Below are 21,318 nucleotides of genomic sequence, written 5' to 3'. Positions count from 1 at the left end.
CTCCAGCCTCCCTTGGATCGCCGCTGCTCGCAGCTCCGCGTCATTTATCCGCATTACATTTCACATGACTGCGGTAACTTACCAATTACTGCTCCCCCGTGCCACAATATGCCATAGTCGAGCCCGCTCGCGCGGCGTTCGAGACGGAACGAACGAAGGAGAGATCGAAAGATGAAGTTCAACAAAAACGCGCTGCGCCTGACCGCGGCGGCGGCGCTGGCCCTCGCGCTCATCGCGCCCGGCGCGGCCCAGGCCGCCGACGCGGTCGTAAAATCCGACAGCGAAAAAAGGGTTCGCCGCCCTGCAGGTCGGCAACCGCGTGTTCGTGCACGACAGCGAAAAGCAGCTGTTCCAGACGAACGGCAAATTCCACGACGGCAAGCTGATCGACCTGTTCACGCTGCCATACGGTCCGGCGACGATCCCGCTGATCCTCGTCTACAACGACAAGGCCGGCTTGACGGTGTTCAGCGACCTGTGGCCCGAGTTCGCCAAAGGCAAGGAAAAGAACACGACCGAGGAATACATGAGCGGCCATATCTCCTTTAAGCCGATGAAGAAGGCGGCCAACCGGACGAACCACAACTATGCCGAGCAGGTCGGCGACACCGTGCACGTGTATACGGCCAACGACTTTGGCGATCTGAAAAAAGGCTATCATGAATCCTACGCGGTCAAAGGCACGCTGCGCGGCCTGATCCTTTACGATTGCTGCCCGTACGCGGTGCTCGAAAGCCCGGACGGCGGTCTCGACGTCTATCATGCCGGCAAGGAAGGTCCGATGAAGGCCGGACATATCAATCTCTAAAAATTCCGATCCGCAGACCTGCGCGCCCGCGCTCCGCTGCGGATTTTTATCGTCCGTCGCGACCTTCCGCCCCCCCACTCCCCGGGCAGTAGCCGCCGGTACGGCGCGCGTCCGTACCGGTCGTCGATCAGCACCAGCACGCCGCTGTCCGACTCGGTCCGGATGAGCCGCCCGCCCGCCTGGAGCACCTTGTTCATCCCGGGATAAACGTAGGCATAGTCGAACCCGGGCAATCCGGCAGCGTCGAAATGCGACCGCATCAGGTCCCGCTCGAAGCTCGGCTGCGGCATGCCCACGCCGACGATGACGACGCCCTGCAGCCTGTCGCCGGCCAGATCGATGCCCTCCGAGAAGACGCCGCCCAGCACCGCGAAGCCGACGAGCGCCTCGCCGCCGTCCGCCTCGAACGCGGCGAGATAGCCGGCACGCTCGTCCTCGGTCATCTCCGGCCGCTGCAGCAGCGTGCGGAGGGCGTCGCCGCCTTGCTCCGCGAAAGCTTCGTAGACCGCGTTCATATAAGCGTACGACGGGAAAAAGAACAAATAACGCCCGGGACGCCCGCTTGCCAGCGCCAGCATGGCGGCCGCGATCCGATCGCGGTTCGTCTCCCGGTCGGCATAACGCGTGGACAGCGGGACGATCTCGGTCTCCCACTGCTCGGCGCGGAAGGGGGAAGGCACCGACACGGAATAATCCGTTTCCTCTGCGCCCAGCAGCTCCATGTAGTAGCTCAGCGGAAACAGCGTCGCCGAAAAGCAGATCTGGGAGCGGTAGCCCTTGCGCATCTGGCGCAGCAGGCGAGACGGGTCCATGCAAAAGATCTTGATCCTCAGATCCGCGCGCTGACGCTCGGCATAGACGACGTGGCGTTCCGGATCGAACAGCTTGACGGTCCGTATCCAGCCTAACGCGGCAAAATAAGCATCGAGCAGCAGCTCGTGCGGATCCGCCGGCGCCTCGGCGCCTTCTTCGGGCGCAGCGGAAGCGTCCCTTGACGCGTCGAGATCGCCGTCGCTCACTTCGGCGGTTGCATACGCTACAGTCCCCGCCGAGTCTGCCGGCATCTCCTCGCCGCCTTTGAAGCCCCCGCCTCGCTCCGCCATGACCAGCGCGCCCTCGGCCGCCTCCGCGAACGCCTCGACCGCTTCGGAGAGCGCCTCGGGCACCCCTTCGGACAGCAGAAACGCGCCCTGTCCCTCCCCCCCGCTTGCGCACGGCGAACAGCGCGGCGTCGACCGCCTTGGCGGCCGCGCGCACGGCGGCGTCCTTGCCTTTGAAGGCGCGGACCAGGTTCAAAAAATCCCGCTTGGACAGCTCCGCCGAGTACATCTCCCTGGCGCGGTCGGGCAGGTTGTGCGCTTCGTCGACGAGCAGCGCGCAGGCGGCCTTCCATTCCGCGGCGACGCGCTTAAGCGAGATCCGCGGATCGAAGATGTAGTTGTAGTCGCAAATGACGGCATCCGCGATGTACGCGATCTCCAGCGACATCTCGAACGGGCATACCCGATGCTTCCCGGCATACCGCAGCAGCTCGTCCTTTCCCATCAGCGTCTCGTTCGACAGCAGGTCGAGCACGGCCGCGTTGATACGGTCGTAAAAGCCCTCCGCATACATGCAAACGCCCCCCGGCGCATCCGGGACCGCCCGACTGCGCGGCCGCGGCCGCGCAAAGCTTGTCCTTGGCGGTGATCGTCACCGCGTGCAGCCGCAGTCCGCCGTCCTGCATGCGACGCAGCGCGTCCTCGGCCGAAGCCCGCGTCGTCGTTCGCGCGGTTAGGTAGAACAGCCGCGCCAGCTTTCCTTCGCCGATCGACTTCACGGCGGGGTACAGCGTCGACATCGTCTTGCCGATGCCGGTCGGCGCGCGCGCGAACAGCTGGTGGCCCGCCTCGATGCTCCGGTAGACGGCGCCCGCCAGCTTGCGCTGGCCCGCGCGGTACGCCGGATACGGGAAGGCGAGGCCGGCGATGCTCTCGTCCCGGGCTGCGCGATGCCGCAGCTGAAGCTCCGCGAACGGCGCATAGCGCTCGACGTAGTCCATGACGCGCCGCTCCAGTTCCGCGTAGTCGGCCGTCCGCTCGAACGACCTCCTGGCTCCTCCGTCCCCCCCGCGTCTCCACGTAGGTCATTCTCACCCGGATCCGATCGATGCCCTCCACCTTGGCGTGCATGTAGGCATAGCAATAAGCCTGCGCCCAGTGCACCTCCGGCGTCTCCGCCTCGGAAGCCGGCAGGTCCCCGCCCGTCGACTTGATCTCCTCGATCGTCGCGCTGCCGTCTTCGCCCGCCAGCAACCCGTCGCAGCGACCCTCGATGACGAACAGCAGATTCCCATGCTCGATCTCGGTGCGCAGTTGAACCTCTTTGCGATCCTGCTCCCCGTAAGCCTCCTGCACCTGCTGGTGCGCCTTGACCCCGTCGGCCAGCGCGGACGCCTGGCGGAAGCCGCTCGCCAGATCGCCGCTCCGCAGCGCGTATTCGACCAGCGGCCTGACCGCGATCGTGACCGTTCCCCGCATATCGTCCGTCCCCCAAGCCGTACCGCCCTTTTACGCCGGAACATTTGTTCTCTCATTGTATCACGAAGCTTGCGGCATAGGAAAAGACGGCCATAACAAAACCCGCCTGGACGCGGATGCGCCGGCGGGCTTCGTTATTTGCGGATGGCGGACCGGTCAAGGCTGTCTTTGCGACAGCTTTTCCTGCGCCATTCGGATCATCTCGCGCACCATGGAGCCGCCGATCTTGCCGCCCACATGGCCGGCGTCCTCCGTCGTGAGGTGACCGTTGTCCCCCGGCGTCAACGGCACGCCTAGCGACTTGGCGACCTCGTACTTTACGTCGTCGGGATGTGCCGGATCTACCGTATAGCCTTCCTTGCGCATAACCTCCGCCTTGAACGCATTGACGCCCTGCTCGGCGCCGGGAACGGCGAGCCGTCTCGATCTTCTTCTGGACATGCTTCGCACCACCTTTTTATCGGATAATGCTAGCTTGCGCGATCGAAGCTTCATTATTCCGAAAAGAAAAGGAGCGGACAGCAGATGCTGGCAGCTCCTTTATGCGACTTTATTTGCTCAGCAGCTTAACGACATCGCGCAGCTGCCATTGCAGCGCAGCGGCGCTGAAATCGTTCCAGTGTCCGCTGTCCACGAGGTACACCTGGTTTTTTTTGAACCGCCGGAATGTTCTTCCAGGCCGATTCCTTAAGGGAATTGTAGGTATCGATGTCGGCTTGGCCGTCGACCATGATGAACAGGCGATCCGCATCCGCCACGTTCGTCGGCACGGCCTCCTGGGTAACCTCGGTCGTGGCGGTGAGCGTCTTGACGTGCTCGGTCGGCAGGAAGCCGATATCCTCGTACAGCGGCGTGAACACCTTCGTCTGATGCTCGTAAATTTTCTTACTCCAAAATTGGAGAATGCCGACCTTCTCGCCTGCGGCGATCTTACCCTTCAGCTTCTCCTTGGCGTCCGCGGCTTCGGCCTTGAAGCTGTCCAGGAACGCCTGCTTCTGCGCTTCGACGTCCAGCAGCGCGGCCAGATCGTCCAACTGCTCGTACGGCGTGCGGCCGAACGTAGTCGCGTAGGTCGGCGCGATCTTCTGCAGCGCGTCGACGACTTCGGGCTTGAAGTAGTTGCTTACGATGATCAGGTCGGGCGTCGCCGCCAGTACCTTCTCGTTGTCCGCTTCCTGGTCGCCAACGCTTTCGATGCCGGCGACGGCTTCCGGCTCGTCCTTATACTTGTCGAGGTAATAGTTGATCGTGCCGACCGGTTTGACGCCCAGCGCCAGCAGATCGCCGAAGTTGTTAAGCGCGACGACGCGCTGCGCCTTGACGGGCACCTCGATCTCGCGGCCCATGCCGTCGGTGACCTTTTTCGTCGTCGCGCCGTCGTCGGACGATGCGGGTGCGGATGCTGTCTGGCTCGCGCTGGCGGAAGCCGACGCGCTCTCGCTCGCGGACAGGGATGCGCCCGACGAAGCATTGTTGTTTTTGCTGCCGCAAGCGGTGACGACACTGACCAGCAGCAGGATGAAGGTGAGGAGCAAGCCTGATTTGCGAAGCTTAGACATGTAGGTATTCTCTCCTTGGAGGGGTTAGTTTGTGCTAGGCGGTATGATTATACTTGTTAACGATAACGATTCTCAATCTCACTTGGACTATGATACCGGAATACTAATAAAAAAGGCAAGATGATGATATTCGTTTTACGAAGTAACTGATATCGTTAACTCGCTTCATACCACGAGGCCGTATAAAACAAATTAATATCATCTGAATAATTTTCATAAACTTTATTCTAAGTGTAATTTTAGGAGGATATTCCCAAATTTATGATCATTTTTGATCATTTATCCATTCGCAGTCAATAGTAAAATGTAGTAGAATTCTAAATTAGGAGGTAAATTATGAGGAAAAAGGTTTTTTCATTGATGGCGGTAATGGCATTAAGCATGTCTTCACTTGCTTCAGCCTACGTAGACACATCAAGAGATATTTGGGTTGATGGAAGCTGTTCCTCTATGATTTATGTTCAAGGCTCCGTCTCCGGGATCGAAAATGGGTTTTATCCAGAGACCTCGCTAGGAAGATCCTATTTCGATTGGTATACAAATGGGCAATTTGTAGGCAGCAAGTTATCGCAAGATACTTCCGCTCCAATCTACACCGACGCTAGAACAACCCCGTGCACTCATAACGCAAGTAACACTCATACCATGGCTTGGAGTCAATATTTTGAATTTGATCTCTTTACCGATCCAGCCGATTTTTCTGGTGAGGTCGTTTATAACCCTTAATCAAGTTTAAGGAGGATAACTTTATGAAAATCAAAAAACTAATTGTGGTTTCTGCTCTGGCGATATCAATTACTGGAGCTGGTATACTGGCCACCAAAGTTACGGATGCATCAAATGAGCCAAACTTGGCAGAGAAATTTGAGCAAGGAACCGCCCATATCAACTATGAACAACCCATGTTTGACCGTATCAAGGACAAAAGCGTCGTAAAGAAAATCCAGGACAGCTGGGACCGCGCACTCAAAGTGCTTGAAGCAAACAAGATAGAAGCTGTACAAGACGACAAAGCTTGGGAGCTCATCAACAGCGGAGATGTGGATATTGAGTTTACCAATCATTTAACGCAAAAAAGAAGCCTTCTCATTTAATGCTGCCTTTAATTCTGAAGTAAAGAGAGAAGCATTGAAGCCTGGCGATTATTGGCCGGCACTGCTTCTTAACAAATCCGAAGGAAAAGCGATACTGTTCTGGGAGCGAGTTAACGGCGAGGTGGTCGTCGTGAATTTAAATCAAAATCTTAGCAAGGGTGCGACACCGAGTTGGTCAGTGGAAGGCCCGGCAGTGGAGTACAAATAAAAAAAGTCGTTCCTAGTCCGGTATTATGCCGGACGGGAACGACTTTTTTTCTGACCCGTTATTCCTATTCAAGCACCGCGAACAGACCCTTGATATGCGTCAGGTAGCGGATGTTGCTCATTTCCTTCATCAGCGTCGCAGGGAAGCCCTTGAAGCGCGTGTTGCTCGCGCCGACGGTGCCGACCGCGTCCTTGCGGCCGAGGCTGCCCAGCGTACCGGAGAATACCGGCTGGAACGTGTCCTGCACGCCGCCCTTGATCACCGCTGCCAGGTTGTGGCCGATGAGCTCGCCCATCTGCCAAGCCAGCTGTGCCGTCGGCGGGTAAGGACGGGCGCCTTCGCCCGGAATGACGACCGCGCAGTCGCCTGCGAGGTAGACTTCAGGGTGCGAGGTCGACTGGAGCGTATCGGTGACCGATGCGCGGCCGCGGTTCACTTCGATGCCGCAGTTGGCGACGATCTCGTGACCCTGGACGCCGCCGGTCCAGATGATCGTGTTGGACTTCAGCGTACGGCCGTCCTTCAGGGAGACGGTGTCCTTGGAAGCTTCGGTGATCGCTACGCTGATGATAAACTCGACGCCGCGCTTCTCGAGGCTCGCTTGCGCGCGGGCGATGAGCTCCGGCGGGAAGATCGGCAGAATCGCCGGGCCGGCTTCGACGACGTAGAGCTTGATGTCGGCCGGGTCGATGCCCTTGGCGCGTGCGACTTCAGGCAGCTTGTCGGCGAATTCGCCGACGAGCTCGATGCCCGTCAGGCCGCCGCCGCCGACGACGATCGTCGCGTCGGCCGGGTCCTTGGACGCCTTGTAGGCGTCAAGGCGCGCGTGAACGTGCTCGCGGATCTTGTTGGCGTCGCTCACGGACTTCAGCACGAAGCTGTTCTCCTGCAAGCCAGGGATGCCGAAGTAAGCCGTCTCGGAGCCGAGCGCGATGACGAGGTTGTCGTACGTGTACGTGCCGCCGCCGGCCGTCGTCACCTTTTTGTCGTTCGGCTTGATCTCCTTGACCGTATCGATGATCAGGTTGATGCCTTGGTTCTTCAGCAGCTTGGCAAGCGGCAGCGCGACAGCCGGTTCGCTGATCGTGCCCGCAGCCAGACGGTGCAGCTCGGTGATGATCTGGTGGGTCGGATAACGGTTGATGACCGTAATCGCCGCTTCGTGGACGCTCAGGTGCTGACGAGCCGTCAGCGCGCTCAGCAACCCGCCGTAACCGCCGCCCAGGATCAAGATTTGTTTAGCCATGGTCCATCCTCCGTTCGTGAGTCAGTGGTTTGGGGATTAGCGTTGCTGCTGGCGCTCCGCCAGTACGTTCAGGAATGCTTGGGTATAGCGCAGCGTCTTCTGCACTTGCGGATCCTTCAGCATCTTGAGCAGACCGAACAGGCCGACGGCCTGCGTGTCGGCTTCGGCGCGGTCGCCCGCTTCGATGGCCGCGGATGCGAGACCCTTGGCCTTGTCGACGACCGGCGTGAAAAACTCGACGATGCCGGCCTTCGTATCGTTGATGAAAACTTGGTCCTTCGCGAGGCCGGAAGCGAAGTCGTACGCCGCGGTCAGCGTCGTCACCATCTCGGTCAGCTTGGGCAGGTTGTCCACCAGCGTAGTGAGCGATTGTTGAACTTCCGGCTTCATCAGTTGATCCAGCACATCCTGGGCCTTTTGCGCGTCGACGGCTTGCTCGGCGCCTTGCGTTTGCGGTGTGGTAGTCATGAGACAAAGTCCTCCTTTACAGTAAGGTCATGCGGTCTCTTGCGATTCTCCGTCTCGGCGGACGAAGGGGCTGGGGGAGGCGGGCGACATTTGTACCATTTTTCACATAAAAAAGGCGTGCCGCTATTCCTTTGGCTTCTTCGTATTCGATCCGGAAGGTCGAAATGAACCCTTGTTCCCCATTTTACACCCGTTTGCGTCCCAGATGTAAAAAAAATAAAAAAGGTTAATTGTGTCTATTTTGTGTCGCCGCCTGTCGAATTCGGGGAGATTCCCGCGGACGCCGGCGAAACATAGGCGGCCCTGCTCGATCCCAGCCCGAAAAGCGCGGCCAGCGCTACGACGACGACCATGACCACGAGCGGCGTATGCCACCCGCCGGAGCTGTCGTGCACGAAGCCGATAAAAGCGGGGCCGACCGCGGCCACGAGATAACCCACGAACTGGGCCATGCCGGACAGCTCCGTCGCCTCGGTCGCGGTGCGGGTGCGCAGCGAAAAAAACACGAGGCAAAGGCTGAAGCTGGCGCCTGCGCCGATCCCGATCAGGAGCACCCACGCAACCGTTAAAGGTCCCGCGCCTGAATCGAAAAGAAGGCCGGCATAGCCGACGAGCAGCATCGCCATCACGACCGTCATGATGCCCCGCTGGCTCGGACGCCGAGCGGCGAGCACCGGCGCGAGGAAATTCGCGGGCAGGCCGACGATTTGCATGAGCGACAGCATCCAGCCGGCAGTCCCCGGGCTCATGCCGCGGTCCTGCAAAAGCTCGGGCAGCCAGGTGACGTTGACGTAAAAAATAATCGATTGGAAGCCCATGAAGAGCGACACCTGCCACGCCAGCGGCGACCGCCAGGGGCGCGCGGATGGCGACGCCGAGCTGCTTGCACTGCGCCCCTCGCGCCGGCCGCGGCTCACCTGCGGCAGCCAGGCGACCATCGCCAGCGCCGAGGCGAGGCCCCATACGCCGAGCGCGCCGCGCCAGCCGAAGCCCGGCGCGTCCGCGATCGGGATGCTGACGCCGGATGCGATGCCGGCGACAAGCGTCAGCGCGACCGAGTAGATGCCGGTCATGAGGCCGGCGCGGCTAGCGAAGTCCCGCTTGATGAGCGCGGGCACGAGCACGTTGCCCAGGCCGATGCCGACGCCGATCAATAAGGTGCCCGCGAATAACAGCGCCGAGTACGGCACGGCTCGCACGATGACGCCGACCGTGATCAAGGCCATGCCGGCGAGCAGCGTGTTCTCCGCGCCGAAGCGCCGCGACAGCTTGGGCGCGACGGGCGAGATCGCCGCGAAGGCGAGCAAGCCGAGCGTCGTCAGCATGCCGGCGCCCGCGCCGGACAGGCTCAGGTCGTCCTTGATCCGGCCGACCAACGGACCGACCGCGGTGAGGGCGCCGCGCAGGTTGGCGGCGATAAGCACGATGCCCACGGCCAGCCAGAGCAGCCGCCCGCGCTTCGCTTTTTCCGCGCGCTCGCGTTCCTGGGCAAGCTCAAGCTCGAGCTCGCGACCGGACTGGGCGCGTTCTTGTTCCGAATGCGAGTACGCATCCTCCGCCGGCCGCGAACGCTGCATATTCGTTCGTTTGTTCAATTGATTCATCCTCCAGCACGTCCGCGACTCGCCCAAATAGCGTGCGCTTCCGTCCGTCATGCGATTCAGTCTTCGGGCGAAGCCATTCGGTTCCGCTTCGCATTGTAACACAACGCCCTCCTCCGCGAATTTCAAAAAAGCCGAAAAAAAAGAGAAGCAACATGAATTTTACATCATTTTGAATCGTCTCCCCCCGCTTGTATGCTAGACGTATTCAAGCCGCCCGCCGCTCGCCGGGCGGCGCGGCAAGGAGAGATGGAAGTGGCAAAATGGTCGCTCGGCAAAAGAGAGCATGCAAGCTGGGCCTTGTTTATCGCACCGGCGTTTCTGATCTACACGATTATCTTTTTGGGACCTGTCGTCACCAGCTTTTATTACAGCATGACGAACTGGAACGGGCTGTCCAAGACGATGGACTTCGTCGGATTGCGCAACTTCGCGCACCTGGCGTCGGACGCGGCCTTCCTCAAGGCGCTCCGCAATACGTTCCTGTTCACGGTACTCGTCGTCCTGCTCCAGAACGGACTGGCGATCCCCCCTCGCGCTGGCGCTTGACGCCAAGCTGAAGACCAAAGCGCTGCTGCGCGCGGTGTTTTTCTCGCCTGCCATTCTAAGTCCGCTGGTCGTCGGCTATACGTGGCTCTATATCTATCAGCCGCAGAGCGGCCTGCTCAACAGCCTGCTTCGGGCCGTAGGCCTGGGAGACTGGGAGCAGCCCTGGCTCGGCGATCCCAAGTTCGCCCTGTACGCCATCGTGCTGATCGTGCTCTGGCAATATGTCGGGTACTCGATGGTCATCTTCGTAGCCAATCTCCAGTCGATTCCGGGCGATTACTACGAGGCCGCGGATATCGACGGGGCCGGCGGCTGGCGCAAGTTCAGATCGATCACCTTCCCGCTCATGGCGCCGTCGCTCACGATCAATATCGTGCTGGCCAGCATCGGCTCCCTGAAGGCTTTCGATATCATTTACGTAACGACGAAGGGCGGACCTTTTCAGGCGACGGAGACGATCACGACGCTGCTGTTCAGCACGGCCTTCTCCCGCAATCAGTTCGGCTACGGCACCTCGATCGGCGTCGTTATGTTTTTCCTCGTCCTGATCGTATCCGTCCTGCAGATCTTCCTGCTTCGCAAAAGAGAGGTGACCGCCTGAATGAAAACCGCGCGACGCAACACCGTCGTCCTTGAAGCCGTCATGATCGCCGCGGCCATCGTCTTTTTTATCCCGTTCTACTTCATTGTCGCCATGACGTTCAAATCGCCCGAGGAGATGGCGGGGTTCCCCCCTCTCCCTGCCCGGCTCGCTCCGGTTCGACAACTATGCGGACACCTGGCGGATGATGCGGTTCCCGACCGTGCTCGGCAACACGCTGCTCATCACCGCGAGCGCCGTGGCGGTTCTCGTTCTGTTCGGCTCGCTTGCCGCCTACCCGCTTGCCAGGAAAACGAACCGAATTTATAATTTTCTGTACATTTATTTTATCGCGGGCATTATGGTGCCTTTCCAGCTGGCCATGGTCCCGCTGTACCGGTTCGTCAACGCGCTGCATCTGGTGAATACCTACCACGGCGCGGTGCTGATCTATTCGGCGATCAACCTGCCGATGGCGATCTTTCTTTATGCCGGATTTCTGAAGGCCACGCCCAGAGAACTGGAGGAGGCGGCCTGGATCGACGGCTGCTCCCGCTTCAGAGCGTTCTGGGTCGCCGTGTTCCCGATCGTCAAGCCCGCGACGGCGACGGTCGCGGTGCTGTGCTCGCTCAGCACGTGGAACGATTTTATCATCCCGCTGCTGTTCCTCCAGGATCAGGACCGGCGGACGATCACGATCGAGCTGTACATGTTCGTCGGCGAGCATGTCACCAACTGGTCCCTGCTGTTTCCCGGCATGGTGCTGTCGGTGATTCCGCTGCTGGCCGCTTACCTTTTCCTCCAAAAGTACATTATTAAAGGAATCGCCGCCGGCTCCGTCAAAGGGTAGGCGGGCAAGGCGACGCTCGTTCAGCAGGTTCATCATCCTCAGGGGGGCGACGCCATGAATCCGCGGCCCTTCCCGATCCGGGAATGGAATCTCAACGCCAAGCTTATCTCGCTCTATTCGGTCACGATCATCGTGCCGGTCATTCTGCTGACGATGTTCGGCTTCCAGCGCTACAACGAAAACTTGCAGCGCAAAGTCGGCGAATACGGCCTGAGCCTTACCGATCAGGTGAGCAAAAATCTCGACACGTACGTACAGCAGATCGATCGCATGGCCTCGACCTTTTATCTCGACGTCTGGGACACGATCAGCCCCAAGATCGACCGCGGCAACCCCGCCGACGCCTTCCGCGAGAAGGTGATGGTCGATCGCGCGCTCCGCAATATTTTACTGGCCATCCCCTTCTCCGATCTGCTCGGCGCGTACTGGATCGGGGACGGCCAGGTGATGTACTCCCAATACGGCACCGGGGAATGGATCGACCATACGGGCTTCGAGGCGGCCGGCTGGTACGAGCAGGTGCTGAAGATGGACGGCAAGGGACTGTTGATCCCGCCGTACAAGGTGAATACGAGATCGGGCGAAAAATTCGTGCTGTCCTATGCGCGCAGCATCGTCAACGTGAGCAACCGGCAGTCCTACGGCGTCCTTCTGCTCGATTTTTCGACGGACGGCCTTAAAGACCTGACGGAAAATCTGAAGAGCTCCGCGGCCGGCACGCTGTTCATTCTCGACGGCAGCGGACGCATCGCCTACCATCCGGACCCTGCGCGCATGCTCCAGCCCTTCCCGCTCCAGACGGATGCTTCCTACGGCTACTACAAGGACGATATCGGCGGCGTCGCCACGATGATCCACCATGTCCGTTCCCCCCGCGACCGGCTGGACGCTCGTCAACACGATCGAGGTCAGCCATCTGTCCAACGAGCTCGTCATTCTCCGCAGACTGCTGTGGAATTCGGCCATCGTGCTGCTGCTCGTCTCCATCACGCTGACCGGACTGCTGACGACGACGATCAACCGCCCCCCTGAAGGAGCTGAAGCGCCTGATGCACAGGGTCGAGATGGGCGACTACAACGTCAAGTTCCAGACGCGCTCGAACGATGAGATGAACCGGCTCGGCCGCAGCTTCAACGCGATGGTGGCCAAGCTCAACGAGCTGGTCAACCATGTGCTTCATATGAAAATCTACCGCCAGCAAGCGCAGGTGTCCGTGCTGCGAAGCCAGATCAATCCGCACTTTTTGTACAATACGCTCGAATCGATCAACATGAAGGCCGAGATGAACGGCGACTACGAGGTCGCCGACATGGTGACGCTGCTGGGCAAGCTGTTCCGGCTCTCCCTTCGCTCGGAGGCCGAGACGGTTCCGCTATTTCGCGAGCTGGAATATGTAAGCGTGTTTATGCGCCTGCAGCGCATCCGGTTCCCCCCGCATGACGTTCGAGACGGACATTCCGGACGGCTTGCTGGCGCTGGACGTTCCGCAGTGGATCGTTCAACCGCTCATCGAGAATGCGATCATCCACGGACGCGTACCCGCCCAAAAAGAGGGCTGGATTCGAATTCGGGCGAGGGCCGGCGCAGGCGGCGAATTGACGATCTTCGTGGAGGACAACGGCACGGGCATCGCCCCGGACCGGCTCGAGTGGCTCCGCGTTCGCCTGAGCGCGGCGGAGACCGAGGAGGCGGATGACGGCGAGCATATCGGCCTGCGCAACGTCCATCGCCGGATCCGGTTCCTGTGCGGCGACGCCTACGGGCTGTTCGTCTCGAACCGTGCAGAAGGAGGAACTGTCGTGGAGATTCGGCTGACCGACATCCATAAGGAGCGTGATCGCGGTGCCTAAGCTATTGATCGTGGACGACGAGGAGATGATCCGGGCGGGACTGTCGCAGATCGTGCCCCGGCTGCTGCCGTCCTGGCAAGTGATCGGCGCGTGCGAGGATGCGGCGTCCGCATGGTCGGCCATCGCCGCAGAACGCCCGGATCTGCTTATTCTCGATATCGGCATGCCCGGAGAAAGCGGCCTCGCGCTCGCCGATCGTCTGTCGCGCGAGAAGCCGGATATCGCGATCGTCATGCTGACCGGCTTCGACAAGTTCGATCACGTTCAGGCCGCGCTCCGCAGCGGCGTCAGCGACTATCTGCTCAAGCCCGTACAGCGCGACGAGCTGAAGGCGGCGATTATGAAGGCCGAGGAACGAATCGAATCGATGCGCCGGCAGCGCGACCTGCTGTTCGTGCAGGCGCTCGGCGAATGGATTGTTGCAGGCAAGCCAGAGCGGCTTCAGTCCCTCAACCGCTTGTTGGCCGAGGACGGGCTCCTGCGGCCGGGCGCGAGCTTTAATTTGAAGCTGACGATCTACTTGCGGGACGGCGACGACGCCTGTGCGTCCGATCCTGTACCCGGCAAGGGGCTTCGCCAGGCGCGCGTCGAAGCGGATCTCGACGCACTTCGGCGCGCGGGCGCCGTCGTCCGCAAATGGGTCGTCGTGCCGCTCGCCGAAGCGTGCGACCTGCTGTTCGTCGCGGGCGAGGGGCTGCCGGGCGCCGCGGAGCTGCCGGTGACGGAAGACGAACGGACGACGGGCACCCTGTCCGGCTGCGGTGACCCCGTCGCGGATCCCGCTGATCTGCCCACGTTGTTCAGGACCGTCCAGGGACGCCTGCTAAGCGAAACGACAACGCTGGAGGCGGCTTCCGAGGCGGAGTCCGAGCACGCCGCCCGGTTGACGGCCGCGCTGGAGGCGAACGATCCCGCCGGCGCAGCGGCGGCTATCCGCCAGTGGGCGGCCTGGCTCAGGACGGATGCCGCGCTGACGATGCAGGGCGCCTTCCGTCTGATCTCGTTCATCACGGGACCGCAGATGAACCGCGGGATGAATCCCCTGATCCGGGCACTGCAGCCTGAACTGGCAGGCTTGACCGGCCGACTGCTCTTCTCCCGCGATCCGTCCGCGCTGCTGGCCGAGATCGAAGCGTTCGCCGGGCGGATCGGCTCAACCCGGCATGCCCTGCCCGAAGAGCGCAAGATTATCGGCAAGGTGAAGGAGATGATTCGGCGCGAGTATGCCAAGCCGAGCTTTACGCTGGAGCAAGCCGCGACGAGCGTATACTTGAACCCGACCTACTTGAGCGAGCTGTTCAAGGCGTCCACCGGACAGAAGTTCATCGATTACATCACGGACGTCCGTCTGGACGAGGCGCGCCGCCTGCTGCAGGAGACCGACATGAAGATGTACGAGGTATGCGAAGCCGTCGGCTATACGAGCTCCAAATATTTCAGCACGCTGTTCCGCAAGCGCTTCGACAGGACGCCGACGCAATATCGCGAGCAGGCGGGCTACGGCGGACCCGCACGCGAGGAACCTTGACGCGGTCCGTCGGCTTGGAATCGACGGCGCTCCGATACGAAGCGGTGCGCAAGCATTCCTCCCTAATCCCTACGTGGACCGGATATGCCGTCCTGCGCAGCCGCGCATACGGTTTGTCCGGTTCATTTCTTTTATGAGAAACGTTCGAAATTCGCTGCCAACCGCATCGCCCGTCTGCGCGGCGCGGCCGACGCGGCCGACATCCGAAAATAAAGGAACAAACACGAATTTTAAGTCATAGGCTTTCGCCGCCATTTTCCCTAGCATGGAATTGTGCCTTATCCCATTCGAACCGGAGGAGTAAATATGAGAAAAAAAGGGTTGGTTATCGGCTTGTCGGTGTTGATGGCGGCGTCGCTCGGCGCATGCGGCGGCAACGAAAAGAATAACGTTGCGAACGGCGGCTCCGCCTCCGCTTCGGCCCCGTCGTCGAGCGCGTCCGAAGCCGCGGGCACCGCCGCGACCGGCGGCAAGGGCGAGCAGACGGAATTAAAGGTGACGGGGTTCAAATCCGGCGCCGAGCTGGGCGCGATCCCCGAGCTCAACGACAAGTTCATGCAGGAAAATCCGGACGTCAAAGTCGTCTACGAGGGCATGCCGGGCGGACAGTTCAAGGAGTTCATCAAAACCCGGTTCGCGGCATCCGACGCTTCGGACGTCATCATGCTGCATCCCGGCCTGTCGAACGTCATCGCTTACGGCAAAGCCGGTTATCTCTACGACCTGTCCGGCGAGTCCTGGATCGGGAATTTCACGGAGGCATCGCTCAAGGCCAGCTCGGACGGGGGCAAGGTTTACGGGATTCCGAACGACATGAACGTCCTCGGCGTCTTCTATAACAAAAAAATGTTCGCCGACCTGTCGATCTCCACGCCCACGAGCTGGGACGAATTCACGGCGGCCGCCGAGAAGATCAAGGCGTCGGGCAAGCTGCCGATCTCGATCGGCAACAACGACGGCTGGATGACGCTGGCCGCGATGTACACGATGGCGCCGGCGCTCGTCTATGGCGCGAATCCGGCGTTCGACGCGCAGCTCAACGAAGGCAAGGCAACCTTCGCCGAAGGCTGGAAAGACATGGCCGAAAAATGGTATGCGCTGAACGACAAGGGCTACCTGACGGCGAAAAGCACGGGCGTCAGCCTCGATCAGGCGCAGCAGGCGTTCGCCAAGGGCGAAGCCGCGATGTACATCGACGGCAGTTGGTCCCTCTCCGGCATCAAGAAGACCAATCCGGACCTCGAAGTAGGCATGTTCGCGATGCCTTCCAACGCCGCGGGACAGGATGTCGTCGCTTCGGCGGCCGTCGGCACGACGTTCGCGATCAACAAGGATACGAAGGTGCTGGACGCAGCCAAGAAGTATCTCGAGTTCTGGAGCCGGGCCGAAAATCAAAAGGTTTGGGCCGCCAGCCAGCAGGCGTTCATGACGATCAAGGGCGAGACGGGCGACCTGGACCCGGCGTTCGACGAGATCGCGGCCGTCGTGGCGGCAGGCCGGAGCTATCCCTTCCTCGATCAGGGCTGGGTATACGGAGATGCGGCGAACGCGGAGCTGATGACTTCCGCGCAAGGGGTCTACCTGAAGGCGATCGCGCCTCAGGCGATGCTGGAGAACATGGATAAGTCCTGGAAGCAGGCGGCAGGTCAATAGATTCGACGGCGGGCGGCAGGCCGCCGCTCGCCTTAACGAGTCCCCACTGGAGGTCAACCGATGAAAAGACCGATCGGCAAAACCCATATGCTGCTGGCGCTGGTCGCCAGCCTGCTCCTATCGATGCTGCCCGCAGGCATGCCGGCAGCCCGGGCGGAAGCGTCGCCCGTGAATCTCGCGCTCGGCCAGACCGTCACTTCCTCGAGCAGCTACGAGAATACGGCGGAAGGATGGGCGCGCAGCAATCTCGTCGACGGGTACAAGACGGGCCCGCGCGCGCCCGGCAAGACCGAGAACGGCTGGACGACGATGCCTTCCCCGTCGCAGCCGGCCGCGGGCTCCCCCTGCATGGCTGGCCGTCGATCTGGGCGCCGCTTACGATATCGACGAGGTCGTCTTGTGGCCGCGCAGCGACGACGGCACCGCGAATATCGGCCTGGGCTTCCCGGTCGACTTCACGATCAAGGTATCCGCGGACGGCTCGGACTGGACGACCGTCGCGTCCAAGACGGATTATCCGAAGCCGACCGCGAGCGCCGCCCAAAGCTTCGCGTTCGACTCCGTCCGCGCGAGGCACGTCCGGATCGAAGCGACCAAGCTGTCCACGGATCCGAACAATACGAAGGTGTTCCAGCTCCGCGAGCTGGAGGTGTACCAGACGATCAGCGGACTGACCGATCAAGCGTCCGCGGATACCGCCGCCGCGGCCCTCGACCCCGGCGATCTGTCGGCCTTGTACCGCAATCTGTCGCTGCCGCGCATCGGACTGGAGGGCACTTCGATCGCCTGGACCAGCTCCGATTCGTCCTATGTGACCGATGCCGGCCGCATCGTGAAGCGGCCGGCGCCCGGAGAGCCTGCGGCGGCGCTGACGCTGACCGCAACCGTGAGCAAGGGGGGGCGCCTCCAAGGAGCGAGTATTTCCCGCGTCGGTGAAGCCCCGGGTCCCCGCGAGCGCGGAGCAGGACCGCTTCCTGATCGGCGCGTTCTGGCCGCCGGTCTGGTCGTTCACCAACGACGAGCAGTACGCGGCGATGAAGGAAGCGAATATCGATTATGTGCAGAACGTGCTGGGCTCGGAGCTGGATTCGGAGCCGCAGAATTTGAAAATGCTCGATCTGGCGGCTGCTCACGGGCTTAAGGTGTACGTCGCGGACCCGCGCGTCAACGGTTCGGACCTGGATATCGAGACGATGGTGCAGACGTATATGGATCATCCCGCAACCGGCGGCTACTACATCAAGGACGAGCCGGGTATCGGCGGTCTGCCGGACGCGGCCGCGCGCTATGCGAAGATTCTGGCCGTCGATCCCGACAAGGTGCCGTACGTGAATCTGCTCCCCGAGCAGGCGGTAGCCAACTACGAACAGGATTACGTGCGAAGCTGGATCAAGCAAGCCGGCGCCGGCAAGCTCAAGTATCTCAGCTTCGATCACTATCCGCTGCTCGCCGCCGGCGGCTTCAGCGCGGGATACTTCAACAATCTGGACATCATCCGCCGCGCGGGATTGGAGGCGGACGTGAAGACCTCCTCCTACCTCCAATCCGTCGGCATCCCAGGCGGGCTTCGGCGGCCCAACGAAGCGGAGATGGACTACGTCGCATACGCGAATCTGGCATACGGCATCAAGAACGTCGTCTGGTTCACCTACTGGACGCCGACCAATCGCGGCGAGCCCTTCACGAATGCGGTCATCGACCCTCAAGGCAACAAGACGGACCTGTACGAACCGTTCAAGGCGATGAACGCCCGCATGACGCAGCTGGGCAAGACGTTGATCCACCTGGACGCGACGCAGGTGTATCATACCGGCGCCTCGCTTCCCGCCGGCACGGCGCCCGTGCCGTCCGACTTTATCGCGCAGCCCGCGAACGCAAGCGACGAGTCGATCGTCACTTATTTCACGCACCGCGAGACGGGCAAGCACTATCTGATGATCGTCAACAAAGCTTATAAAGACGCGTCCGCCAAGACGCTGAGCTTCAAGCTGGACGGCATATCGGGCGTGTCCGAGGTGTCCGCGGAGACCGGCGAGCCCGTAGCCGCCGACTACGACGCCGCCACCGGCCTGCTGAGCGGCGCGTTCGCGCCGGGCGAAGGCAGACTGTACGCGATCGAGGACGACGGCTACGAATACGTCGGCCCCCAGCAGCCCGTGACGGCGCCCGCCGACGCGCCTCCGCTGAGCCCGATCGGCAATATCGCCTTCAAGAAGTCCGTGCAGGCGTCCTCGGACTATCTCGCCTACGGCTGGAATAAAAACCTGCTCGTGGACGGCATCAAGATCGGCATCAACTCCGACAACGGCGATAAGGGCTGGACCAGCGTCCCTTCTAATACGCCTCCTGCCGCGCCGGAATGGATCCGCATCGATCTGGCCGGAGAACACCAGGTCAATCGGGTGAAGCTGTGGCCGCGCAACGATCAGAACACGCATGTCGGCGAAGCGTTCCCGCTCGACTTCCGCGTCCTCGTGTCGAAGGACGACGCGAACTGGACGGAGGTAGCGGCGCGGACGGCGACGCCGAAGCCGACGGACGGCGCCCCGCTCGTCATCGATATCGACAGCGTTCCGGCGCGGTACGTCAAGATTGAATTCACCCAGCTGCGAAAAGAAGGCGTTTATCTGGTCCAGTTGGCCGAGGTCGAGATCTTCGCCGATCCGCCCGCATCGCTGTTGGAGCTGGCGCTTACGCCGAAGGCGCTGTCCGTCGGGGGGAAGCGGCCGCCTGTCGGTGCGCGAGTGGCTAAGCGAAGCGGAGCTGGCTCCCGTGGCATCGGCTGAGTTCGCCAGCTCCGACGAGCGCGTCGCTACGGTCGACGAGTCGGGCCTCGTCCATGGCGTCGGGCCCGGCACCGCCGTCGTCACCGTCAAGGTTCCACGCGAGTCCGGCATCGACGAGAAATCCGTCGAGGTCGTCGTACGCGCGCTGCCCGAGCCCTGGCGCCTGAAGCTGAACGGTTCGGGCACCGGCACGGCCAGGTACGAGGAGAGCATGCTTCATCTGGAAGCGAAGGCCGCCGGCATCGAGGATGCCGTCCAGGTCGCCCGCGACGCCGGCGATACCGCAAATCAGACACTAACGACGACCGTAAGCTCGCATATCGTCCCCGATACGGCCGCCGGACTGGACAGCCGGATCGGCCTGTACCTGGCCGCGGCCGGCGAAGGACAAACCGGCTCGGTCGCGCTCACGCTCGATCCGACCGGACGCCTCACGCTGTCGGCCGGACCGGATCAGATCGTCACGGGCAAGTACACGGTCAAGCCTGCCGCCATCCGGCTGGAGCGCGACAAGGACGTGTTCACGGCTTACGTCGAGCGCGGCGGCAAATGGCTGCCCATCGGCAACACGAAGGCCGCCTCGCAAGTGACGCTCTCCTGGTCCGGCGATACTGAGGCGGGCGCGCTGCTGTACGCGGGCGACGGCGGTCGTTATGCCATGGCCGATCTAGCGCTGCCGGAGCTGACGCATTGGAACGTGCCGAATTCGGCGGAGCAAGAGGTCGCCGCGGCAGCGGATGCTTTGAAGCTGGAAGGCCTGGACGCCGTCACGGCCAATCTGCAGCTGCCGCGGGAAGGCCTGCACGGGACTGCGATCGCTTGGTCGAGCTCCGACAAGCGCTATATCGACGATGAAGGCGTCCTGCTTCGCCGCCCCACCGCCTCGGAGGGGGATGCGAGGCTGACGCTGACGGCGACGCTTTCCAAGGAGGGCTTCGCGAAGAGCCGCGATTTTGAAGCGACGGTTAAAGCGCTCCCGCCAGAGGGCAATCCCGAATCCGGGCAACCCGGAGAATCCTCCTGCCAATTTGGGCAATTCGGGTAATTCGGGTAATTCGGGCAATCCGAACAATCCTGACAATCCGGGTAATCCAGGAAATCCAGGAAATCCGGGCGGCAACAACGGCGGGCCTCGCGCGCCGCTTAAGGATACGGCCGGCCACTGGGCGAGCGCTGCCATAGACAGCGCTTTGCAGCTCGGCTTCGTGAACGGCTATCAGGACGGCACGTTCCGGCCGGACGCCGCCGTCACCCGCGGCGAATTGGCGGCGATGCTGGCCCGCGCGCTCAAGCTGCCGGACGGCGCCGGCCTTGCATTCGCCGATGCGAATGCCGTCCCCGGATGGGCGCAAGGTCCGATGGCCGCCGCGGTGCAGGCTGGCTTGTTCGGCGGATTCGAGGACGGCACGATCAGGGCGCAAGGACGCATGACCCGCGCCCAGATTGCCGCCATCGTCGTTCGCGCCAAAGGGCTTGCACTAGACCCGTCCGCACCGCTCGCATTCGCGGACGCCGACGAGGCGCCGGCATGGGCGCGTACGTATATCGCCGCCTGCGCGAAAGCCGGCCTCGTGGCCGGACGCGGCGGCAACCGGTTCGCGCCCAATGAAGACGTAACGCGCGCGGAAGCCGTCGCGTTGATCTTGAAGCTTCTTGAATAATGGTTTTTTCGCCGACCGGTCCTGCCCGCAGGACCGGTTTTTTTTGCCGATATCGCTCCCGATCGCATATTCTCGCGAGGACATCGGGAAGCTATCCACGTCAGGCACTCGGCAGCAAAGGAGGTGGACAGGATGACCGGACGCAACAACAAACCGGACAACGACGGACCTGCGGGGCATCCCGGCAGACTGGATCAATTCGGGGACAAGCTCGGCTCCCGCAACGACGAAGAATTTCGCCAGGCCGCCGATCAGAGCTGCGGGACGAGCGACGAAAGCGACGGCGGCGGCAACGACCGCTGACCCTCTCCGATCGGTGCAAGTCCGCAGCGCATGCAATGAAACGCAATCCATCAC

The 21,318-nt window shown here is 61.6% G+C and carries 21 protein-coding genes and 3 pseudogenes; 16 read left to right on the top strand and 8 right to left on the bottom strand.

Annotation, left to right across the window (positions count from 1 at the left end; genetic code table 11):
• Positions 1 to 319: 319 nt before the first annotated feature.
• Positions 320 to 808 (top strand): hypothetical protein, encoded by a 489-nt coding sequence (locus OMP40_RS21140; RefSeq protein WP_277534318.1) that lies wholly within the window; start codon positions 320 to 322, stop codon positions 806 to 808.
• Here OMP40_RS21140 and OMP40_RS21135 read toward each other — a convergent pair.
• The 4 genes and pseudogenes from OMP40_RS21135 to OMP40_RS21120 all read right to left on the bottom strand — a co-directional run bounded on the left by OMP40_RS21135 (position 805) and on the right by OMP40_RS21120 (position 4,886).
• Positions 805 to 1,974 (bottom strand): ATP-dependent DNA helicase, encoded by a 1,170-nt coding sequence (locus OMP40_RS21135; RefSeq protein WP_277534316.1) that lies wholly within the window; start codon positions 1,972 to 1,974, stop codon positions 805 to 807. The genes OMP40_RS21140 and OMP40_RS21135 overlap by 4 nt on opposite strands.
• A 193-nt stretch (positions 1,975 to 2,167) precedes the next feature.
• A pseudogene (locus OMP40_RS21130) lies at positions 2,168 to 2,422 on the bottom strand (ATP-dependent DNA helicase); the annotation flags it as partial.
• 1,061 nt (positions 2,423 to 3,483) lie between these two features.
• The gene (locus OMP40_RS21125; RefSeq protein ID WP_217593482.1) at positions 3,484 to 3,768 is read right to left on the bottom strand and encodes an alpha/beta-type small acid-soluble spore protein; all 285 of its coding nucleotides are present in this window, start codon (positions 3,766 to 3,768) and stop codon (positions 3,484 to 3,486) included.
• Between the two features lie 125 nt (positions 3,769 to 3,893).
• Positions 3,894 to 4,886 (bottom strand): ABC transporter substrate-binding protein, encoded by a 993-nt coding sequence (locus OMP40_RS21120; protein ID WP_277534314.1) that lies wholly within the window; start codon positions 4,884 to 4,886, stop codon positions 3,894 to 3,896.
• A gap of 336 nt (positions 4,887 to 5,222) precedes the next feature.
• Here OMP40_RS21120 and OMP40_RS21115 point away from each other — a divergent pair, with 336 nt between their 5' ends.
• Complete coding sequence (locus tag OMP40_RS21115) at positions 5,223 to 5,612, top strand: hypothetical protein (RefSeq protein ID WP_277534312.1); 390 nt, start codon at positions 5,223 to 5,225, stop codon at positions 5,610 to 5,612.
• 23 nt (positions 5,613 to 5,635) lie between these two features.
• Complete coding sequence (locus tag OMP40_RS21110) at positions 5,636 to 5,980, top strand: hypothetical protein (protein WP_277534311.1); 345 nt, start codon at positions 5,636 to 5,638, stop codon at positions 5,978 to 5,980.
• A 272-nt stretch (positions 5,981 to 6,252) separates the two neighbouring features.
• Here the strand turns inward: OMP40_RS21110 and OMP40_RS21105 are convergent, their stop codons facing one another.
• From OMP40_RS21105 to OMP40_RS21095, 3 genes are all read right to left on the bottom strand, one after another.
• Entirely contained in the window at positions 6,253 to 7,434 is a 1,182-nt protein-coding gene (locus OMP40_RS21105; protein ID WP_277534309.1) for an NAD(P)/FAD-dependent oxidoreductase, read from the bottom strand.
• A 36-nt stretch (positions 7,435 to 7,470) separates the two neighbouring features.
• On the bottom strand, positions 7,471 to 7,902 hold the full coding sequence (locus OMP40_RS21100; RefSeq protein WP_090117143.1) for a DUF1641 domain-containing protein: 432 nt from the start codon (positions 7,900 to 7,902) through the stop codon (positions 7,471 to 7,473).
• A gap of 236 nt (positions 7,903 to 8,138) precedes the next feature.
• Positions 8,139 to 9,497 (bottom strand): CynX/NimT family MFS transporter, encoded by a 1,359-nt coding sequence (locus OMP40_RS21095; protein ID WP_277534303.1) that lies wholly within the window; start codon positions 9,495 to 9,497, stop codon positions 8,139 to 8,141.
• Positions 9,498 to 9,758: 261 nt separating this feature from the next.
• Between OMP40_RS21095 and OMP40_RS21090 the strand changes: the two genes are divergently transcribed.
• The 8 genes and pseudogenes from OMP40_RS21090 to OMP40_RS21055 all read left to right on the top strand — a co-directional run bounded on the left by OMP40_RS21090 (position 9,759) and on the right by OMP40_RS21055 (position 16,514).
• Positions 9,759 to 10,052: a carbohydrate ABC transporter permease gene (locus OMP40_RS21090; protein ID WP_277534301.1), complete on the top strand. Its 294-nt coding sequence runs from the start codon at positions 9,759 to 9,761 to the stop codon at positions 10,050 to 10,052.
• Entirely contained in the window at positions 9,979 to 10,653 is a 675-nt protein-coding gene (locus OMP40_RS21085; protein ID WP_338131220.1) for a carbohydrate ABC transporter permease, read from the top strand. Before OMP40_RS21090 ends, OMP40_RS21085 begins: the two co-directional genes overlap by 74 nt.
• 184 nt (positions 10,654 to 10,837) lie before the next feature.
• On the top strand, positions 10,838 to 11,482 hold the full coding sequence (locus tag OMP40_RS21080; protein WP_277534299.1) for a carbohydrate ABC transporter permease: 645 nt from the start codon (positions 10,838 to 10,840) through the stop codon (positions 11,480 to 11,482).
• Between the two features lie 54 nt (positions 11,483 to 11,536).
• A complete protein-coding gene (locus tag OMP40_RS21075; RefSeq protein ID WP_277534296.1) occupies positions 11,537 to 12,514 on the top strand; it encodes a cache domain-containing protein in 978 nt (325 codons plus the stop codon).
• A gap of 17 nt (positions 12,515 to 12,531) precedes the next feature.
• A pseudogene (locus tag OMP40_RS21070) lies at positions 12,532 to 12,903 on the top strand (sensor histidine kinase); the annotation flags it as partial.
• Between the two features lie 16 nt (positions 12,904 to 12,919).
• Positions 12,920 to 13,333 (top strand): sensor histidine kinase, encoded by a 414-nt coding sequence (locus OMP40_RS21065; RefSeq protein ID WP_277534295.1) that lies wholly within the window; start codon positions 12,920 to 12,922, stop codon positions 13,331 to 13,333.
• A complete protein-coding gene (locus OMP40_RS21060; RefSeq protein WP_277534294.1) occupies positions 13,326 to 14,861 on the top strand; it encodes a response regulator transcription factor in 1,536 nt (511 codons plus the stop codon). Before OMP40_RS21065 ends, OMP40_RS21060 begins: the two co-directional genes overlap by 8 nt.
• Before the next feature lie 306 nt (positions 14,862 to 15,167).
• Positions 15,168 to 16,514: an ABC transporter substrate-binding protein gene (locus tag OMP40_RS21055; protein WP_277534292.1), complete on the top strand. Its 1,347-nt coding sequence runs from the start codon at positions 15,168 to 15,170 to the stop codon at positions 16,512 to 16,514.
• A 209-nt stretch (positions 16,515 to 16,723) separates the two neighbouring features.
• Here the strand turns inward: OMP40_RS21055 and OMP40_RS21050 are convergent, their stop codons facing one another.
• Positions 16,724 to 16,864 (bottom strand): hypothetical protein, encoded by a 141-nt coding sequence (locus tag OMP40_RS21050; protein WP_277534291.1) that lies wholly within the window; start codon positions 16,862 to 16,864, stop codon positions 16,724 to 16,726.
• Between the two features lie 2 nt (positions 16,865 to 16,866).
• Between OMP40_RS21050 and OMP40_RS21045 the strand changes: the two are divergent.
• The 5 genes and pseudogenes from OMP40_RS21045 to OMP40_RS21025 form a co-directional block, all read left to right on the top strand.
• Positions 16,867 to 17,406 (top strand): annotated as a pseudogene (locus tag OMP40_RS21045) (immunoglobulin-like domain-containing protein); the annotation flags it as partial.
• Positions 17,407 to 17,446: 40 nt separating this feature from the next.
• A complete protein-coding gene (locus OMP40_RS40290) occupies positions 17,447 to 19,300 on the top strand; it encodes a discoidin domain-containing protein (RefSeq protein ID WP_420872004.1) in 1,854 nt (617 codons plus the stop codon).
• Positions 19,287 to 20,345 (top strand): immunoglobulin-like domain-containing protein, encoded by a 1,059-nt coding sequence (locus tag OMP40_RS21035; protein ID WP_277534289.1) that lies wholly within the window; start codon positions 19,287 to 19,289, stop codon positions 20,343 to 20,345. The genes OMP40_RS40290 and OMP40_RS21035 overlap by 14 nt, the downstream gene beginning before the upstream one ends.
• A complete protein-coding gene (locus tag OMP40_RS21030) occupies positions 20,329 to 20,961 on the top strand; it encodes an S-layer homology domain-containing protein (protein WP_277534288.1) in 633 nt (210 codons plus the stop codon). Before OMP40_RS21035 ends, OMP40_RS21030 begins: the two co-directional genes overlap by 17 nt.
• A 132-nt stretch (positions 20,962 to 21,093) precedes the next feature.
• A complete protein-coding gene (locus tag OMP40_RS21025; protein WP_277534286.1) occupies positions 21,094 to 21,264 on the top strand; it encodes a hypothetical protein in 171 nt (56 codons plus the stop codon).
• The last annotated feature ends 54 nt before the right edge of the window (positions 21,265 to 21,318 follow it).

The organism is Cohnella rhizosphaerae (assembly GCF_029525575.1).
Lineage (GTDB): Bacteria > Bacillota > Bacilli > Paenibacillales > Paenibacillaceae > Cohnella > Cohnella rhizosphaerae.
The sequence above is the reverse complement of the archived record's forward strand: the minus strand, read 5'-3'. Positions and strand labels throughout refer to the sequence as shown.

Coding starts and splice junctions, on each gene's coding strand:
- OMP40_RS21120 (WP_277534314.1), bottom strand. CDS start 4,886: ATGTCTAAGCTTCGCAAATCAGGCTTGCTCCTCACCTTCATCCTGCTG.
- OMP40_RS21050 (WP_277534291.1), bottom strand. CDS start 16,864: ATGCAGGGGGAGCCCGCGGCCGGCTGCGACGGGGAAGGCATCGTCGTC.
- OMP40_RS21125 (WP_217593482.1), bottom strand. CDS start 3,768: ATGTCCAGAAGAAGATCGAGACGGCTCGCCGTTCCCGGCGCCGAGCAG.
- OMP40_RS21080 (WP_277534299.1), top strand. CDS start 10,838: ATGATGCGGTTCCCGACCGTGCTCGGCAACACGCTGCTCATCACCGCG.
- OMP40_RS21065 (WP_277534295.1), top strand. CDS start 12,920: ATGACGTTCGAGACGGACATTCCGGACGGCTTGCTGGCGCTGGACGTT.
- OMP40_RS21105 (WP_277534309.1), bottom strand. CDS start 7,434: ATGGCTAAACAAATCTTGATCCTGGGCGGCGGTTACGGCGGGTTGCTG.
- OMP40_RS21110 (WP_277534311.1), top strand. CDS start 5,636: ATGAAAATCAAAAAACTAATTGTGGTTTCTGCTCTGGCGATATCAATT.
- OMP40_RS21025 (WP_277534286.1), top strand. CDS start 21,094: ATGACCGGACGCAACAACAAACCGGACAACGACGGACCTGCGGGGCAT.
- OMP40_RS21100 (WP_090117143.1), bottom strand. CDS start 7,902: ATGACTACCACACCGCAAACGCAAGGCGCCGAGCAAGCCGTCGACGCG.
- OMP40_RS21055 (WP_277534292.1), top strand. CDS start 15,168: ATGAGAAAAAAAGGGTTGGTTATCGGCTTGTCGGTGTTGATGGCGGCG.
- OMP40_RS21115 (WP_277534312.1), top strand. CDS start 5,223: ATGAGGAAAAAGGTTTTTTCATTGATGGCGGTAATGGCATTAAGCATG.
- OMP40_RS21075 (WP_277534296.1), top strand. CDS start 11,537: ATGAATCCGCGGCCCTTCCCGATCCGGGAATGGAATCTCAACGCCAAG.